Annotated in this window: 15 protein-coding genes; 13 read left to right on the top strand and 2 right to left on the bottom strand. The window is 32.7% G+C overall.

The window, feature by feature from the left end:
- Positions 1-5: 5 nt before the first annotated feature.
- The gene (locus tag ABZA65_RS09760; RefSeq protein WP_373073125.1) at positions 6-1421 is read right to left on the bottom strand and encodes a YdiU family protein; all 1416 of its coding nucleotides are present in this window, start codon (positions 1419-1421) and stop codon (positions 6-8) included.
- Between the two features lie 4 nt (positions 1422-1425).
- Positions 1426-2589, bottom strand: coding sequence for an aldo/keto reductase (locus ABZA65_RS09765; protein WP_373073127.1), 1164 nt, complete (start codon positions 2587-2589; stop codon positions 1426-1428).
- A gap of 94 nt (positions 2590-2683) precedes the next feature.
- On the opposite strand from ABZA65_RS09765, the gene ABZA65_RS09770 reads away from it, so the two are divergent.
- The 13 genes from ABZA65_RS09770 (at position 2684) to ABZA65_RS09830 (ending at position 17063) form a co-directional block, all read left to right on the top strand.
- Complete coding sequence (locus tag ABZA65_RS09770; RefSeq protein WP_373073129.1) at positions 2684-3247, top strand: hypothetical protein; 564 nt, start codon at positions 2684-2686, stop codon at positions 3245-3247.
- 9 nt (positions 3248-3256) lie between these two features.
- The gene (locus ABZA65_RS09775) at positions 3257-3685 is read left to right on the top strand and encodes an ArsC/Spx/MgsR family protein (RefSeq protein WP_373073131.1); all 429 of its coding nucleotides are present in this window, start codon (positions 3257-3259) and stop codon (positions 3683-3685) included.
- The gene (locus tag ABZA65_RS09780; protein WP_373073133.1) at positions 3670-3960 is read left to right on the top strand and encodes a hypothetical protein; all 291 of its coding nucleotides are present in this window, start codon (positions 3670-3672) and stop codon (positions 3958-3960) included. The genes ABZA65_RS09775 and ABZA65_RS09780 overlap by 16 nt, the downstream gene beginning before the upstream one ends.
- 117 nt (positions 3961-4077) lie before the next feature.
- Entirely contained in the window at positions 4078-6111 is a 2034-nt protein-coding gene (locus ABZA65_RS09785; RefSeq protein WP_373073135.1) for an EAL domain-containing protein, read from the top strand.
- Between the two features lie 41 nt (positions 6112-6152).
- The gene (locus tag ABZA65_RS09790) at positions 6153-6716 is read left to right on the top strand and encodes a hypothetical protein (RefSeq protein WP_373073137.1); all 564 of its coding nucleotides are present in this window, start codon (positions 6153-6155) and stop codon (positions 6714-6716) included.
- A gap of 68 nt (positions 6717-6784) precedes the next feature.
- Positions 6785-8347 (top strand): SulP family inorganic anion transporter, encoded by a 1563-nt coding sequence (locus tag ABZA65_RS09795; protein ID WP_373073139.1) that lies wholly within the window; start codon positions 6785-6787, stop codon positions 8345-8347.
- Positions 8340-8651 carry an NGG1p interacting factor NIF3 gene (locus ABZA65_RS09800; RefSeq protein ID WP_373073140.1) on the top strand — a complete coding sequence of 104 codons (312 nt, stop codon included), beginning with the start codon at positions 8340-8342 and terminating at the stop codon, positions 8649-8651. Before ABZA65_RS09795 ends, ABZA65_RS09800 begins: the two co-directional genes overlap by 8 nt.
- Positions 8652-8715: 64 nt before the next feature.
- On the top strand, positions 8716-9687 hold the full coding sequence (locus tag ABZA65_RS09805) for an efflux RND transporter periplasmic adaptor subunit (RefSeq protein ID WP_373073142.1): 972 nt from the start codon (positions 8716-8718) through the stop codon (positions 9685-9687).
- A gap of 2 nt (positions 9688-9689) precedes the next feature.
- Positions 9690-11390: an ATP-binding cassette domain-containing protein gene (locus ABZA65_RS09810; RefSeq protein ID WP_373073144.1), complete on the top strand. Its 1701-nt coding sequence runs from the start codon at positions 9690-9692 to the stop codon at positions 11388-11390.
- The gene (locus ABZA65_RS09815; RefSeq protein ID WP_373073146.1) at positions 11377-12486 is read left to right on the top strand and encodes an ABC transporter permease; all 1110 of its coding nucleotides are present in this window, start codon (positions 11377-11379) and stop codon (positions 12484-12486) included. The genes ABZA65_RS09810 and ABZA65_RS09815 overlap by 14 nt, the downstream gene beginning before the upstream one ends.
- Complete coding sequence (locus ABZA65_RS09820) at positions 12486-13586, top strand: ABC transporter permease (RefSeq protein WP_373073148.1); 1101 nt, start codon at positions 12486-12488, stop codon at positions 13584-13586. Before ABZA65_RS09815 ends, ABZA65_RS09820 begins: the two co-directional genes overlap by 1 nt.
- A gap of 75 nt (positions 13587-13661) precedes the next feature.
- A complete protein-coding gene (locus ABZA65_RS09825) occupies positions 13662-14579 on the top strand; it encodes a substrate-binding domain-containing protein (protein ID WP_373073150.1) in 918 nt (305 codons plus the stop codon).
- A gap of 99 nt (positions 14580-14678) precedes the next feature.
- A complete protein-coding gene (locus ABZA65_RS09830; RefSeq protein WP_373073152.1) occupies positions 14679-17063 on the top strand; it encodes a putative bifunctional diguanylate cyclase/phosphodiesterase in 2385 nt (794 codons plus the stop codon).
- Positions 17064-17407 lie beyond the last annotated feature (344 nt).

A 17407-nucleotide genomic window follows, 5' to 3' on the forward strand; every position in this document is an offset into this window, starting at 1 on the left:
TTATTTTATGATGAACAACTGCATATAAATGTGTTGTTTGGTTTTGAGGGTTTAGAGTAGTGTTCATACTCTTTATGCTCACCGAATGGGTTTTGTGCTATTTTTAACAGATCATCAACAAGTGTAAAGTCGTTTAGCTCGGCTTTTGCTATAGCTTCTTGAAGCATATAGTTTTTAAGCACGTATTTTGGATTTGTCTCTTTCATACACTTTTGTATGTCTTCTTTTGAGTAAGATGAGTTTTTAATTCTCTCATAATACTCTTTAAGCCATAGACTTATACTGCTTCCATGCATATCTATTGTGTCGTTATTGCTTAGGTTATAGAAAAATGGAGTGTAGTCAATTTTGTCTTCTTCTAAAGCATTTAACAAATTTGTAATCAGTGTTTTATCTGTGTCAAAATTGTAGTCAAGCAGACCCAGCTTTTTACCCATAAGCTCAAAGTATCTCTTTTTAAACTTACCTATAAAAGTGTCGTTGTATCTATTTAGCAGATCTTCATCTGCAATAGGCGAGAGTGCTTTTGCAAGAGCTGAGAGGTTCCACTGTGCAATGTAGGGCTGAGCTTCAAAACTGTAACGTCCGTCATAATCAGAAGCGTTACATACGAAGTCTTTTTGGAAGTTTTCCATAAATGCATAAGGACCGTAGTCTATGGTAAGTCCTGCAATGGACATATTGTCGGTGTTCATAACACCGTGCATAAACCCAACGCTCTGCCACAGTGCGATCAGCTCTATAGTTCTGTCTGAAACGGCGAAGTATAACTCTTCATATTTGTGAGGATGATCTTTAAGGTGGCTGTAGCTTTCCTCTATAACAAAGTCAGCAAGATTTTTTACACGTTCTTGTTTTTTATCACCCAAATATGCAAACTCAAAACTTCCAAAACGAACCCATGAACTTGATGAGCGCAGAAGTATAGCTCCGCTCTCCCCAGTTTGTCTGTACACTTTTGTATCTGAACCAATCAGTGCTAGTGCTCTTGTTGTAGGTATGCCCAAAGCGTGCATAGCTTCACTTATGAGATACTCTCTTATGCTTGAGCGAAGAACCGCACGACCATCTCCCTCACGCGAGTACTTTGTTATACCGCTGCCTTTTAGTTGAAGGTGATGCCCTTTGCTCATTCCTAGATTTAATGCACGTCCATCACCTAAGTTTGGCACGAAGTATCCAAACTGATGACCTGAGTATGCATTTGCATGTGGAATAGATCCAGAAGGGATATAGTGACCGTTTAAAAAGCCTATAAACTCTTCTGATTCAAGATCATCCAAATTAAAACCAAGCTCATTTAACAAAGGTTTGTTTAGTGAAACTACAAATGGGTTTTCAAGAGGCGTAGCTCTGCATATATCGTAAAATCTTTTATCAAGTTTTTCAAGATGTGCAGTGCTTAGTTGAAAATTTTTCATGTGTTTAGTATGAAAGTACCTTACTTACATACTCTTTTGTTCTCATACCGACAAGTACTTTGTCAATATAGTGTTTCTTAGTCAAAAACTCTAACGCATGTTTGTCCATTGGCTCTTCAAGACCTATCTTTTTAGCCGTTATTGTACTTAGTGAGTGTTTTACGTTTTGTTTGTAACAGTTTAAAAAGTCGTCTATTAGTTTGAAGTGTTCATCAGGCACTTGAGCGTTTTGTATAAGGTAAGGGATCACCTGATAATCAATCGTTTCATCAACGTCACCTGCAAAGCCAAATCTGTTTTGATTCTCAATTAAGTCTTTTACGACAATATTGAGATGCTTGTTGTCTATTTTAGTAATCTCACTATGTAGCTCTTCAAACTCGTTACATTTATCGTAACTTGCAAGTCTTAACATCCCACCCATATAAAATGCGTTTAGAGGTCTGTTTACATGAACTTCCAATCCATTCTCATGTGCCCATTTTGCAGCAGGTACTCCGTCTTTTTCGTACATGTTCATCGGAAGCTGCATAACTTTAAAGTGGTGATCATCACCTGCAATCTCTTTTGCATAGTCAATTAGGTGGCGGTACTCTAAAAAGTGGTAATCGTTGTCTTTTTTTGCAAACGAGTTTGAGCTTATACCGTATGATTTTATTTTGCCTTTTTTAACCATCTCTTCCAAAAATGTAAACGCTTTTTTGATGCGCTCTTGCATAATTGCATGGTGTTTGTCTATATCTTCATCTGTAGCCGAGCTTTTTAGTTCAGTCATTAGGTAGTATTCAGGGTTGTGTAAAAGATAAGTATCTAAATAATCACTCTGAAGTCTTTTTAGAGAGTTTTCAATCTGATCTTCTAAAAACATAGGAGAGATTGAGTGGTAACATCTTGGATCGTACTTAACAACATCTTCTATCTCAAAGCCCTCATTTAGTCTTTGCATATTAGGACCTTGTATATAACCGCCCTTTGAAACAATACTGAACTCTTCTCTGTTTCTTCCTTTTAGACTCTCACCTATAAGTACCTCTGCTTCACCGTACATATAGTTTGAAGATGTGTCTATAGAGTTTATGCCTGAGTCAAGTGCAAAGTTTAATGCCTCGTAATGGATTGGATTTTGAAAAGTTGTTCTGTATGTTCCAAATGATATTTTTTCTTTCATGTTATCTGCCTAATGTTTTTACTATCTTTATGCAGATTGTATACCTTTAAGTTTTGAAATAGATTATCGGTATAGTTTATGTATATATTTAAGTATGGATGAAGAATACGATTTAGAAAACTATGAGAGATTTTTGGGTGAGTTTAGAAGTGAAGGTGTTCACTGGGAGAAGTTAGAAAAACGTACAGCTACACTTTTTCAGGTTTTAATAGACGGTGACTTAAAAGAGCTTGTATTTGTTTTAAAGCATTACCCTGAATATGTTGAGACTGTATGTGATCACTTTAGGTATCTGTATAACTACTCTGAACAGATTGCAGATATATATGCAGCGTCAAAATTGTTAAATATGAGTGAGGGGTATCACCCAAAACAGTTTGTAAGAAACCTTATTAGAAAGCTGCAAAAAATAGATGAGTACGATATATCTGAATTAAAGTCGTTTTTGGATGATATATTAAGCAATAAAGAGAAAATACATCCTATCATTTTAGGGTATTATAAACAAAGCATAGAAAGTAATATTGCAGAAGGTTCTTATCATATACTGCAGGTAAAAGTGATAGAGAAGAAACTAAGCGGTATAGATGTAGATGTCAGCTTTGACTTTAGTGCCAGTGACAGAGATGCAAACTTAGACATACCATATATGGATTAGGAGTAAAGAATGATATTTAGTGCAAGCAAACCAACGATAGTGTTTTATGAAAAGCCGGGTTGTGCAGGTAATGCAAGACAGAAAAAGCTGTTAAAGCAGTGCGGATACGAACTTGATGTAAAAGATATACTTTCTAACCCTTGGACTACAGAGGAGTTGCAAAGCTTTTTTTACGGTTTAGATAAAACAGAGATTGTAAATGAATCTGCACCAGATATTAAAAACGGCATATTAAAATTAGAGAAGATAACAAAAGATGATCTGATTTTTAAGATGTTAGAAACTCCTATACTTATAAAAAGACCTTTAATGATCTTTGGTGAGAATAAACTTTGCGGTTTTAACACAAGCAGATTAAGTAAGGTTCTAAATGTAGACATAAACATGCTACAAGAGATATCTACATGTACAAGTGAAGACTCATGCAAGAGTGTTTAGTAAGTATTTGTAAAGAGTTTGAGACATGTTCAAACTTTTTAAATGAAAAAACAGAAGAGAAGACTAATACTATAAATAAAATATTTATGGAATTTATGGAGTGTTTTGCTTCTTTAAAAGCGGAAAAACTGGACTATCCTAAAGAGTTTATAAACGATGTAAAGTATTACAACGAAGGTAATGAGCCTTTAGTTAAGAAGTTTGAAGATATAGAGATGAGATATCTTATGTTAAGTGATTTTTACGATTTTTGCAGAATCACTAAAAAAATATAGGTTATAAAGTATAATAAGATTAAATAATAATCAAAAATATCTTTTTAAAGATGTTTCACTTGGTTATAATTGTTTATATTATTTTGGATTAGTTATAGCAATAAGGTAAATAAATAAATGGAATTTGAAGAAAATAATTTTTTTCATGAAAGAGATGATCTCTTTAAAACTTTTTTAGACAACACGCATGATATGCTTTTTATATTGAAAATTGCTGATAACGGTGTTGATATAGTATATGCAAATGATACTGCAAAAAATAAGCTTGGTTATTCATTAAAAGAGATGAATGATTTAGGGATAGAAAACTTTCGAAAGCCATTACTCAACTCAGGCAGTTTTTCAGAACATATAGAAAATTTAAAAAGCAAGGGAATTGAAACTGATTATGCAACTCTAACATGTAAAGATAAAACAGAGTTTCCTATAGAAGTTAATGCAAAAATCATACATCATGACAATGTAGACTATAATGTAGCTGTAGTAAGGGATATTACAGATAGACTGGATTATGAAACTCAATTAGAAAAAGAGATAGAGTCTAAGACCAAAAAACTAAATGAAAATATACACCAGCTAAAAAGTTATAAAGATGCTATGGATGAGAACTCTATAGTTACTATATCTGACCCGCAAGGTAAGATTAAATATGCCAATGATAAGTTTTATGAGATATGTGGATTTGAAAAAGATGAGGTTATAGGCAAAAATCACAATATAGTAAGACACCCTGATGTTCCAAAAGAGGTGTTTACGGATATGTGGAATACCATTCAGTCAAAAAAGATTTGGCGTGGAAAACTTAAAAACCTGACTAAAGATGGTAGAACATATGTAGTTCAGGCCGTAATCGTTCCTGTACTTGACGATAATGAAGAAATAAGCGAATATATTGCTACAAGATATGAGATAACAGATATAGTAAACAAACAAGAGAAGATTGAAAATCTGTTGATTACTGACGGGTTAACAGGTCTGTATAATAGGTTTCATCTTAACGAGACAATTCACTCTGCAGGTTCAAATGCCAGCATAGCTCTTATAGATATAAACAGCTTTCATGAGATAAATGACTTTTACGGTGATGAAATAGGAGATAAGGTTATTGTTAAGCTCTCCAACATTTTAAGTAAAAGACTAAAAAACAATTATAAGCTGTTTCACCTTTCAGGCGATGAGTTTATTGTTTTTAACGATGGTATAGAACGTGACATATTTATAGCTGAAATGATAGATGTAAATAACCTTCTAAATACTAAGACATTAACTATAAATGATAAAACATTTTATCTTAACACTACGGTAGTACTCTCTTTTGAAGCTCAAGATAATCTAATTCCTTCAGTTCACCTTGCTAAGACATTTGCAAAACAAAATGGACTTAACTTTAATATATATACGAATGAAAACCCTTTAGAAAAAGAGTATAAATCAAATCTTACTTGGTCAAACAGAATTAAGCAAGCAATAAACGATGATCGTATAACTGTATTTTTTCAGCCTATTGTAGACACAAATACACAAGAGATTATTAAATATGAGTCATTGGTTAGGATGATAAGTATTGATAATGAGATTATCTCACCATACTTTTTTCTGGACAAAGCAAAAAAATCTAACCAGTACAACAAAATCACTCAAATAGTTATAGATAAAACTCTAGATGCTATGACAAAGTATGGAATTAAATGTTCTATAAATCTAACAATTGAAGATATTCAAAATGAACAAACAAAATATTATGTTTATGAGAAGTTTGAAGAGTTTGATAGATGTGAAGATATAGCACTTGAACTTGTTGAGTCTGAAGGTATTGAGAATTTTGATGAGGTAAACGAGTTTATAACAACTATAAAATCATATGGATGTAAGGTTGCTATAGATGACTTTGGAACAGGTTACAGCAACTTTGAGTATCTTTTAAAACTAAATGCAGATACGATAAAAATAGACGGTTCACTTATTAAAGAGATAGATGAAAATCAAGATCACTACGATATTGTAAAAACTATTGTATCGTTTGCCAAGATCAAAAACTTAAAAGTTGTAGCAGAGTTTGTCAGCTCGGAATCTATACATGAAAAAATTAAAGAGTTAAATATTGATTACTCGCAAGGATATTTGTTCTCAGAACCTAAGCCTATGGAATAGTAATTGTATAAGCTTTAGCAAATTATTATTTAAGGAATACCATGTCTAAAGTTATGGAATATGTAAAAAGCAATGAGCTAGATTGGCAACCGTCATTCAATGATGTTTTAAGTGATGGATTAAACGGTTATAGAGGTGCATTAATCGTAGAAGAGGGTAAACAACTATCACCAGATAGAAAACTACCTCCAAAAATTCAATTAAAGCAAGTTATCATGGTTAGTGATGACAGCGGAATCAAGTTCTTAACTTGTGAACTAGAAAGCTTTAACCACTTCGTACCAATGTTTGAAAAATACAAAGAGTTTTTTACTCCTGATTCTGTAAATGTTTTATTCGTAACTGACTTAGACGGAAATGGTACATTCACTTACGAAGGTGTTGAGTTCACTGCGATTATGCTTGATGAGAGTTCAGTATGGAACGAGATTTTAGAGTTAGCTGATCTTGAAAAAGGTGATATGAAAAAACTTGACGCTGCTGAAAAAATCGAAAAAGTTTACGAAGAGATCTTAGACAATGATGTTAAAGAAGCTGCTAAATCATACGAAGAGATGTTAGAACTAGTTGGTGAGAGTTCAAAACAACTTATGGGTGCTGTATAAGAGTTTTTTTAAAAAAAATTTAATTTCTGAATTAGGCGGTATAATATCAAAAAAATTTTAGGATAACTATGAATAATTTATTTGGTGGACTTACTGCCGCTATTGTTGCTCTTCCATTAGCCATAGCATTTGGAATCTCCAGTGGACTAGGTGCTAGTGCAGGGATTTACGGAGCGATATTCTTAGGTTTTTTTGCTTCATTATTTGGTGGAACAAAAACACAAATTTCAGGTCCGACTGGACCTATGACAGTAGTTTCTGCATCTGTCGTAGCTGTTTTTGGAGCTAACTTACCACTTATATTTACCACTTTTTTACTAGCCGGTGTTTTTCAAGTTGTTTTGGGACTTTTAAAAGTCGGAAAATTTGTACGTTTTATTCCATACCCTGTAATATCAGGTTTTATGAACGGTATTGGTTTGATCATAATTTTACTTCAAATCAACATAGCTTTAGGTTTGGAAGCAAATTCATCAGTTATGGATTCATTACTTAGTTTGCCTCACAGTTTTTTAAACCTTAATCCGCAAGCATTATTGTTAACTATAGCTACATTATTGATCTTATATTCATTACCTAAAAAAATTACAAACAGAGTGCCGTCACCTCTAATTGCACTGCTATTACTTTCATTTGTAGCAAATATGTTCCAAATGGATATAACTTATGTGAGTGATATACCTACGGGACTTCCTAGTTTTGTAGAGTTTAGTTTCGATATGCACTCTATCTCTTTTGTTTTAGTATCTGCTCTTACTTTAGCAGTACTTGGGACAATTGACTCACTTTTAACTTCGCTTGTAGCAGATTCACTCACAAAAGATAAACATGATTCAAACAAAGAACTTATAGGTCAGGGTGTAGGTAATATGATAGCTTCACTTTTTGGAGGTCTTCCAGGTGCTGGTGCTACAATGCGTACAGTTTCAAACATAAAAAGCGGAGCTACAAAAAAAACTTCAGGTATGTTTCACTCAGTATTTTTACTATTGATATTGCTGGTTTTTGCTCCGCTTGCAAGTAAGATACCGATGCCTGTGTTAGCCGGAATACTTATAAAAGTAGGTTTTGATATTTTTGACTACAAGATGTTAAAACAGCTAAAAATAATACCTAAGTATGACATCTGGGTAATGCTAAGCGTCTTTGTTTTGACCGTGTTTATTGATCTGATAATTGCAGTTGGAGTAGGTGTGGCATTATCAGCATTGCTGATCATACACAGGCTTATACAAGAGAGCGATGTCAATATAACAGGTGAAGAGATACAAGAGGATAAAGACGATAGAATTTTCAAAGACGGTCAGGTAAGAATAGTCAATATAAAAGGTCCTTTCTTTTTTGGTTCTACATCGTTTATACTTGATAAAGTAGATAAGATCTACAATGTTAAGAACGTTGTACTTGACTGTAGTAATGTATCTTTTATGGATCTCTCTGCAATATATGCTTTAAGTGAAACTATAGAAAAACTAAAAAGTAGTGGAAGTGACGTATATATTGTTGCTGATTCTACGAGAAAAGAGAAGCTGATAAAGCTTGGCTTAACTCAAAATATAGATATAGATAAAATAGTAGATTCTCAAATAAGAGCAATGCGCCTTATAAAAAAGGTGTCTAGCGATGTATAAGTTAAACTATTTTGTTCCAACTGAAACAAAAGAGAAGACAAAAAAAGCTCTTTTTGATATAGGTGTGGGAAAGATAGGAAACTATGAATGTTGTTCATGGGAGACTTTGGGTCATGGGCAGTTTAAACCTATGCAAAATGCAAATCCAAGTATAGGTGAAGTAGATAAGCTTGAAGTACTAGAAGAGTATAAGATTGAGATGATCTGCAGTGATGATTTGATTAAAAAAGCTGTTGAAACATTAAAAGATGTACATCCTTATGAAGAAGTAGCATATGAGGTATTTAAACTAGAGGATTTTTAATCAATAAAATTAGATTTAAGTTTATATAGTTAAACTTGATATTAGCTGTTTACAAAGGGATATAATGATACTTAAAAACCTTTTCCTGACTATTTTGATAATCTTTTCTTTTAGTGGATGTTTCAATTCGAATGATAAAGAACATAAGTTTTACGGAAACGTAGATATAAGAACTGTATCTTTGGCTTTTAGGGTCTCTGGCAGGTTAGAGAGTATTAACTTTGATGAGGGTCAAAAGGTTAAAAAAGGTCAGGTTATAGCACAGCTTGATAATGCACCTTATAAAGAGTACTTAAATCAAATTGATGCGCAAATATCGATGCAAAAAGCAAAAATAGCTAAGCTTGAAAAAGGCTATAGAGATGAGGAAATTGAGAAGTCAAAAGCTCAACTGCTACAGACTAAAGTAGAACGTGACAGACTTAAAAAAGATTACATCAGATCAAAAAACCTGTATCTTAAAAAGGCTATAAGCGAACAAAAGTATGATGATGCAAAAGCAGCTTACGAGTCTAGCGAGGCATCTTATTTGTATGCAAAAAACTCGCTAGATATGCTTCAAAACGGATATGAAAAAGAAGATATTTTAAGTGCAAAAGCAAATTTATCGGCATTACAAGCACAAAGAAATCTTAATAAAATCAACTTAGAAGATACAACACTCATCTCCCCTACAAACGGTACCGTTATAACAAGAGTTTACGAAGCTGGTTCTATTGTTTCTCCTAGCCAGTATGTTGTAGAGATAGCCAAAGATGATGAATATTGGGTTAGAAGCTACATAAGTGAAAAGTACTTGGGAAAAATAAAAGTAGAAGAAAAAGCCAAAATATATACAGATAACGGACAAACTTATGAGGGGAGGGTAAGCTTTATATCTCCTATAGCAGAGTTTACTCCAAAAACAGTTCAAACAGAAGAACTAAGAACGGATCTGGTTTATAGATTTAGGATAGTTCTGGATAATTATGATGATAGTATAAAACAGGGGATGCCTGTTACCATTACATTTCCAAACATAAAATTTGATGAATAGATATGTCTATAGTTTCGGTAAAGAGATTAAACAAGTCCTTTAAAAAACAAACTGCATTAACAGATGCAAGCTTTAGCGTTAGAGCAAACAAAATAACAGGTTTAGTCGGACCAGACGGTGCAGGAAAAACAACTCTTATTCGTATATTATCCGGACTTTTAGAGTTTGAAGCAGATGAGATCAGCGTTCTTGGGTATGACCTTAAAACATCAAAGAAAAATATACAAGAACTTATAGGATACATGCCTCAAAAGTTTGGACTTTATGAAGACCTTAGTGTAAGAGAAAATATGAATCTCTATGCAAATCTTCAGTCAATTCAAAAAGAGTTAATAAACCAAAGAGTTGATGAGCTTCTAGAGTTTACAAACTTGGTAAATTTCCATGATTTCTTGGCATCAAACTTATCTGGTGGTATGAAGCAAAAACTCGGTCTTGCCTGCTCGCTTATAAAAAAGCCTAAACTTTTACTTCTTGATGAGCCTGGGGTTGGAGTTGATCCAATATCTAGAAAAGAGTTGTGGGAGATGGTTCAAAATCTTACAAATGAAGGTGTAAGTGTAGTTTGGAGTACTGCTTATCTTGATGAAGCCGAGCTTTGTGATGAAGTTATACTTTTAAATGAAGGAGAGATATTATTTAACGGGATCCCAAGTCTTTTAAAAGAGCGTATGAAAGGTAAAACATATCTTCTAAGGGGTGATTTTAAAGACAAAAGAAAGACACTTCAGCTCGCACTTTCATATCCGTATATAAAAGACGGGATCATACTTGGTGAGAGTATTAAGCTTATGACAGACGATACTAAAACTCTTCCACCTTTTGATAAACTAGAAGCACTAAATTGTTCCATATCTGAGATCGAACCTACATTTGAAGACGGATTTATGAATATATTGGGTGTAGACTCAAACGGCAGTTCACCTCTTGAGAATTTTATAAAACCTGTTGAACTTGATAGCGAGTATGTTATAGAAGTTGATCATCTTAGTAAACAATTCGGCAGTTTTACAGCGGCGGACAATATCAGCTTTTCCATAAAAAAAGGTGAGATCTTTGGACTTCTCGGACCAAACGGTGCGGGAAAATCTACAATATTTAAGATGCTTTGCGGACTTCTTAAACCGACAAGCGGAGAAGCTAATATACTAGGATACAGTTTTGAAAAATCATCGCTAAAGGCACGTGCGAAGATAGGGTATATGTCGCAAAAGTTTTCACTTTATGGAGATATATCGGTATTTGAAAATTTAAAGTTTTTTGCAGGCGTATATGAGCTTATGGGTGAGCATAAAAAAAGTACAATAGAGAAGATGCTTGATATATTTGATCTGAGAAAGTATAAAAATATGCCTTCAAAAGACCTGCCCTTGGGATATAAACAACGTCTTTCATTAGCCTGTGCAATTATGCATAATCCAAGCATACTGTTTTTGGATGAGCCTACAAGCGGTGTTGATCCACTGACCCGTAGAGAGTTTTGGAATCATATATACACAATGGTTCAAAAAGGTGTAACTATAATGGTTACAACGCATTTTATGGAGGAAGCAGAGTATTGTGACAATATAGCTCTAATATATAAAGGCAAAGCTATAGCTAAAGATACACCACATAACCTAACACATCAGATATCTGAGAATGCAACTATGCAGGATGCATTTATAGAGCTTATTAAAAGAGATGAGAATGAAGCTAAATAGATTCAATGCACTTTTTATAAAAGAGACTCTGCAAATTGTACGTGATCCAAGTTCTATACTTATAGCTGTAGTGTTGCCTTTGATACTGCTTTTTTTAATGGGATATGCTATAAGTCTTGACTCAAAAAATATCCCTATGGGTTTAGTTATAGAAAAACACTCAAAGTATTCATCTTCACTTCTACACTCATTTTACAATTCAAAAAGTTTTGATGTAGAGGTAAACAATGATAGACGATATTTTGAGAAGAAGATACAAGAGGGAAAAATACGCGCTATTGTCATAATACCTTCAACCTTTGCAAAAGACATAGCAAAAGGTAAACCAAGTATACAGATCTTGGCAGATGGCACTGAGCCAAACATTGCCGGATATGTTCAAAAATATACAAACGGTTTGTGGCAAAACTGGCTTGTTCAAGAAGGTCTGATAGATAATGCAAATATCGTAAACATAGATATACAAACACGCTACTGGTTTAATGCACCGCTTGTTAGCAAGTACTTTTTACTGCCAGGGTCTATTGCTATTATACTGACACTGATCGGTACTCTTCTAACGGCACTTGTAGTCTCTCGTGAGTGGGAGAGAAACACTATGGAAGCCATTATGTCAACGCCTATTACCATAACAGAGTTGGTTTTGGGAAAGATAATGCCGTATTTTATACTTGGACTTATGTCAACACTTCTTTGTGTAGTTATAGCGATCGGATGGTTTGACATACCGTTTCGCGGATCATACTTTTTACTTTTTATAACTTCTTCAATATATCTGTTTCCGGCACTGAGTCTGGGACTGTTGATATCTACAATATCAAAAAACCAGTTTGTAGCTGCTCAAGCTTCTTTGATTGTAGGGTTTTTACCTGCATTTTTACTCTCAGGTTTTATATTTCAAATAAGTTCTATGCCTCAGTGGCTTCAGATCATTACATATGCATTGCCTGCAAGGTATTTTGTAGAGATTCTTCAAACACTGTTTTTGACTGGAAACGTATATGAAGTTATCATCTCAAATGTTGCGGCTATGGTAGTTGTAGGTGTTGTTTTATTCTCAATGATAATAAAAGTTACCAGAAAAAGGCTTGACTGATGAGAGTGTTTTTAAACCAACTATTAGCCTTGATGAAAAAAGAGTTCCTTGCAATATGGAGTGATAAAAAGTCCAGAATAATTATAATAGTACCTCCGATATTGCAGCTTTTCTTATTCTCATTTGCCGTTACTCTTGAAGTAAAAAATATAAGCATAGGTATAATAGACAGAGATAACAGTGTTAAAAGCCAAGAGTTGATTAGAGCACTGCAATACAGTAACAGTTTTACAAATGTTTATAGGATAGATTCTCAAAAAGATATTCAAAAAGCCATAGACACGCAAAAAGTTATAGCCGTGATACATATACCACAAGAGTTTTCTAAAAGTATTCAAAGCAAAAGAAAAACAACTATACAGATCATAGCTGACGGCAGAAAGTCTAATACTGCTCAAATAACTCAAAGCTATATTCAAAATGCAATAAATACAACATTTAATAGCTCATACGTTCAACAAAACATTATTGTAAACAGAAATCTATATAACCCTAATCTTGATAACTTTTGGTGGATACTTCCTAGTCTAATTGGGACAATATCGATGATAGTCGCTCTGTTACTGACAGCTCTATCTGTAGCAAGGGAGAGAGAACTTGGAACTTTTGAGCAGATCATGGTAACACCTTTGTCTTCGACTGCATTGATTATAGGTAAAACGATTCCACCGCTTTTAATAAGTATAGTGGATGCATTTGTGATCTTTACGCTAAGTGTCGTTCTTTTTGGAGTACCTTTTGTAGGTTCATTCTTTATTCTTTTAATAGGGATGATTTCGTTTTTATTCTCTATTGTAGGACTTGGACTGTTTATATCATCCATTGTATCGACTCAACAACAGGGGATACTCGGTGCATTTGTACTTTTAGTACCTTATATTTTGATGTCTGGTTTTGCAACACCTGTTGAGAACATGCCTGAGTGGCTTATACCTTTTACAGATATAGTTTCATTAAAATATTTTTTAATTCTTCTAAAAGGTGTTTTTTTAAAGGATATTGGGTATGATATAGCTTTAACACTTATAATACCTATGCTGATTTTAGGATTTATATCTTTAAGTGCAGCTACGTTAATGTTTAGAAAAAAGGTTGCTTGATTCAAGTCTTTATTCAGGATAATGTTATATAATAGTTAAAACATAAAATAACTATAAAAAAGGGTGATATTTATTATGTTATTGAACAAAATCTATTCGAAACTCTTATTTCTTCTTTTAGTTTGTACTTCACTGTATTCTCAAGATATTAAAACAATAGCTTTTGCTCAAGATACTCTAGCAAATGACTATAGAAAAGCACAAGTGATGGAAGCAAAAGAGGCTGCTGAAAAACACAGCAACATAAACTTCGTATATAGTAATGCAAATGGCAGAACAGCTCTATTAATTGCTCAAATAGATCGTTTTATAAAGCAAAAAGTGGATGTGCTTATAGTTGGAACTAACGATGCAGACGCAGTAGTTCCTGTTATTAAAAAAGCACATGATAGTGGAATAATAGTTATCATTTTAGACAGGGGAATAAATGGAGATGATTATACAACTTTTATAAATTCAGACAATATAAAAATAGGCTCTATAGGAGCTAAGTATATTGCTAAAAGATTGAAAGGGAAGGGTAAGGTTTTACTTTTTGAAGGTCTCCAAAAAGCAGATGTAACACAGTTGCGTTCCAAAGGTTTTATGGATGAAATATCTAAGCATAAAGGTATTGAAGTTATAAAAAGAACAGGAAACTATCTAAGAAGAGATGCAATTGTAGAGATGGAAAAACTTTTATCTGATGGCATCAAGGTAGATGCAATTTTTTCTGAGAGCGATAGTATGGTTAGCGGTGCAAGATCAGCATTACTTAGACATAAAATTGATCCGGCATCTATAATAACAGTTGGATGTGATTACACAAGTGAAGCTAGAGAAGCTATAAGAAAAGGTACACAGACAGGTTCAGTTCTTTTCCCACTTGGTGGAGATGATTCTATAGATGTGGCAATTAAAGTTATGTCTGGAAAGAAAGTGAAAAAACATATAGTTATTCCTGTTAAACTTGTTACAAAAGATAACGTAGAGATTGTAAAGCCAGTTTTTTAAATGTTTAAAAGTATAAGTCTTAAAAAATTCATATCTATAATAATACTTATAATTTTACTTATAGTTGTATTTGTTATTGGAGTGTTTATAGATTATTTTTTGAAAAATAATTATCTTGAAAATACAAAAGTTCAGATGAAACACGGTTATGAAAGACTCCATTCAGATATTATAGATATAGAAAATGAACTAAAAAGAAGTGTAGAACAGATTCGTTCAGATAAGTATATGATCAGCTCTATAAGCCTTGTCAATAACTATCAGGATAAACAAAACTACAATTCGATTCTTCTTGATGAGGAAAAAAAAATAATAGCAAATATGTTGCTTAATAAAGTGAAACTGTCTTTAAACAATGATATAGCTATATATGATAAAAACGGTGATCTTATATCTTATGTAATAAAAAAAGATGAAGTCTACAAAATGTATTTTATTTCTTATGATGAAAATGCTAGTATGGTTTTATACGAAAAAAATGATACGGACAATGAATATAAAAAGACAAAACTAAAAGAGTATAAGCTGATGCCGTTTCATCACGTTGCTTTTTATAAGGTAAAAGACGTACAAGAAAAAAGTACAGTTACCTATCATGTTGCTAACAATGAGTTATATTTAAAATCACACTATTCAGTTCATAATAACGGTTCTAAAAATCTACATTCTCATATGGAGATCTCTTACAAAATAGGAGAGAAATATCTAAAGAAAATTTCGAACGATATTAAAATTGATGTCTCATTTGTTGATAATATAGACCAATCAAAAGGTCATAATCTATTAGGTGCTTTAGATTTTAACAACATACCTGTAGAGCAAACACAAGACAGCTTTTATTCAATTTTTAAGATAAAAACAGATTCAGACGATGAGAGATATGTCCATTTGATGTTAAAGCTAGATAAAGATATGCTGCAAAAAGCTTTAACAGAGAGTCGTTTTCAATTTTTAATTATTATGTTGATAGTTGCTGTTGTATCTATTACTGTTTTACAGATGATCTTTAGAAAACGTTTATTTAAACCTTTAGAGAAGGTTATGTGTCAAATAAATAAAATTGAAAACAGGGACTATACACCTTCATCAACTGTAAATACACATGATGAGTTAGGGCTTATTTCAAAAAATATAAATAATTTAGCTACAACGATCAACAAAAGAGAATCTGAACTATTAGAATCTAAAAAAAATCTTACATTTCTTTCTGAACATGACTCATTAACATCTTTACCTAACCGTAGACTGTTCATAGACAGACTCCATCATGCTCTGTATCATGCAAAAAGAGACAAAACAATGTTAGCAGTAGCTTTTTTAGATCTTGATCAGTTTAAACAAGTCAATGATACTTTAGGGCATGACATAGGTGATACTCTTTTACAAGCAGTAGCAAACAGGTTAAAAACTTTAATGCGTTCCGTTGATACTGTTGCAAGAATAGGTGGTGATGAATTTAATATTCTATTTGAAGGGATTAAACATAAAAATGACCTTGAAGTTATAATGACAAAGCTTGTCGGAGCTTTTCAGTTACCATTTGATTGTAACGGACATGAAATAAGTTCTACAGCAAGTATAGGTATATCTGTCTACCCTGATGATGGAGATGATACTATGGTTTTACTTAAAAATGCTGACTTAGCTATGTATAAAACAAAAAATGAAGGAAGAAATAGTTTTAGCTTTTTTACAAATGAACTATCAAGCTATATAGAAAACAGAACAACTATGCTGAATGCACTAAAAAATGCGATAAAAGATTATGAAGAGTTTTCTGTTGTTTATCAGCCTAAAGTATCTATTGAGACTGGTAAAGTTGCAGGTGTAGAAGCGTTGGTAAGATGGAACAGTTCTTCAATGGGGGCTATAAGACCTGATCAATTTATATCTTTAGCTGAAGAGAGTCATATGATAATACCTCTTGGAGAATGGATAGCAAGAAAGGCATGCGAAGATTTTATGAATCTTCAAAAAGAAGGTTTTGATATAGGACATTTGAGTATTAATATTTCAAGTATTCAACTTCTATACAGTGATATGCTCTCTACTATAAAAAATGTTATGCAAACAACAGGTATAGAGGCTAAAAAACTTGAGATAGAGATTACTGAAAGTTATATTGCTACTGATGAAAAAAGCACTTTGGAAATGTTGAACAAATTTAGGGATATGGGTATATTCTTGGCTATTGATGATTTTGGTACAGGGTATTCATCATTAAGTTATATACAACAACTGCCTGTAACACGTTTAAAAATAGATAAATCTTTTGTAGATGAACTTCCTCATTCATCAAAAAGCGTAGGCGTTGCTAAAGCTATTATTGCTCTTGCAAAAACGTTTAATATACAGCTGACTGCCGAAGGTGTTGAGAATGAAAAACAAAAAGAGTTCTTAAGAGAAAACGGCTGTGATGAGATACAGGGCTACTTTTACTCAAAACCTCTCAGTATAGATGATTTAAAAAAATACTTACTTTAGTTTATAAAAAAGATAATAATTAAGTGATGATATACTTAATTAATACTTTAGGATTTTAGTCAGTTAAATTTAAATTAATAAGTATGATGATGCACAGTCAAATATAAAAGCGTTTAACAAAAACACTACTTTACTAAAGATTCAACTGCTGTTGAAGCAGGTAAATGTGAGCTTTGGTAGTAAATAAAATATATAAATAAGAAAAAGTAATAAACTGGAAATAACTAAAATTGTTAAAGTTTGTATGTTACAAAATAACTCATATGAGATATTTTTTTAAAAACTTTTTATGTTAAATTGTATTTTTTTTAACTCTTAGATAATATAAAAAAATTAGTTAGTTT

Origin of the sequence: Sulfurimonas sp. (assembly GCF_041583195.1) — a bacterium.
In the GTDB taxonomy this organism is placed as follows: Bacteria; Campylobacterota; Campylobacteria; order Campylobacterales; family Sulfurimonadaceae; genus Sulfurimonas.

What these genes read in the sequence shown, in the direction of transcription:
- ABZA65_RS09760 (WP_373073125.1), bottom strand. Translation starts at nt 1,421, where the DNA reads ATGAAAAATTTTCAACTAAGCACTGCACATCTTGAAAAACTTGATAAA.
- ABZA65_RS09765 (WP_373073127.1), bottom strand. Translation starts at nt 2,589, where the DNA reads ATGAAAGAAAAAATATCATTTGGAACATACAGAACAACTTTTCAAAAT.
- ABZA65_RS09770 (WP_373073129.1), top strand. Translation starts at nt 2,684, where the DNA reads ATGGATGAAGAATACGATTTAGAAAACTATGAGAGATTTTTGGGTGAG.
- ABZA65_RS09775 (WP_373073131.1), top strand. Translation starts at nt 3,257, where the DNA reads ATGATATTTAGTGCAAGCAAACCAACGATAGTGTTTTATGAAAAGCCG.
- ABZA65_RS09780 (WP_373073133.1), top strand. Translation starts at nt 3,670, where the DNA reads ATGCAAGAGTGTTTAGTAAGTATTTGTAAAGAGTTTGAGACATGTTCA.
- ABZA65_RS09785 (WP_373073135.1), top strand. Translation starts at nt 4,078, where the DNA reads ATGGAATTTGAAGAAAATAATTTTTTTCATGAAAGAGATGATCTCTTT.
- ABZA65_RS09790 (WP_373073137.1), top strand. Translation starts at nt 6,153, where the DNA reads ATGTCTAAAGTTATGGAATATGTAAAAAGCAATGAGCTAGATTGGCAA.
- ABZA65_RS09795 (WP_373073139.1), top strand. Translation starts at nt 6,785, where the DNA reads ATGAATAATTTATTTGGTGGACTTACTGCCGCTATTGTTGCTCTTCCA.
- ABZA65_RS09800 (WP_373073140.1), top strand. Translation starts at nt 8,340, where the DNA reads ATGTATAAGTTAAACTATTTTGTTCCAACTGAAACAAAAGAGAAGACA.
- ABZA65_RS09805 (WP_373073142.1), top strand. Translation starts at nt 8,716, where the DNA reads ATGATACTTAAAAACCTTTTCCTGACTATTTTGATAATCTTTTCTTTT.
- ABZA65_RS09810 (WP_373073144.1), top strand. Translation starts at nt 9,690, where the DNA reads ATGTCTATAGTTTCGGTAAAGAGATTAAACAAGTCCTTTAAAAAACAA.
- ABZA65_RS09815 (WP_373073146.1), top strand. Translation starts at nt 11,377, where the DNA reads ATGAAGCTAAATAGATTCAATGCACTTTTTATAAAAGAGACTCTGCAA.
- ABZA65_RS09820 (WP_373073148.1), top strand. Translation starts at nt 12,486, where the DNA reads ATGAGAGTGTTTTTAAACCAACTATTAGCCTTGATGAAAAAAGAGTTC.
- ABZA65_RS09825 (WP_373073150.1), top strand. Translation starts at nt 13,662, where the DNA reads ATGTTATTGAACAAAATCTATTCGAAACTCTTATTTCTTCTTTTAGTT.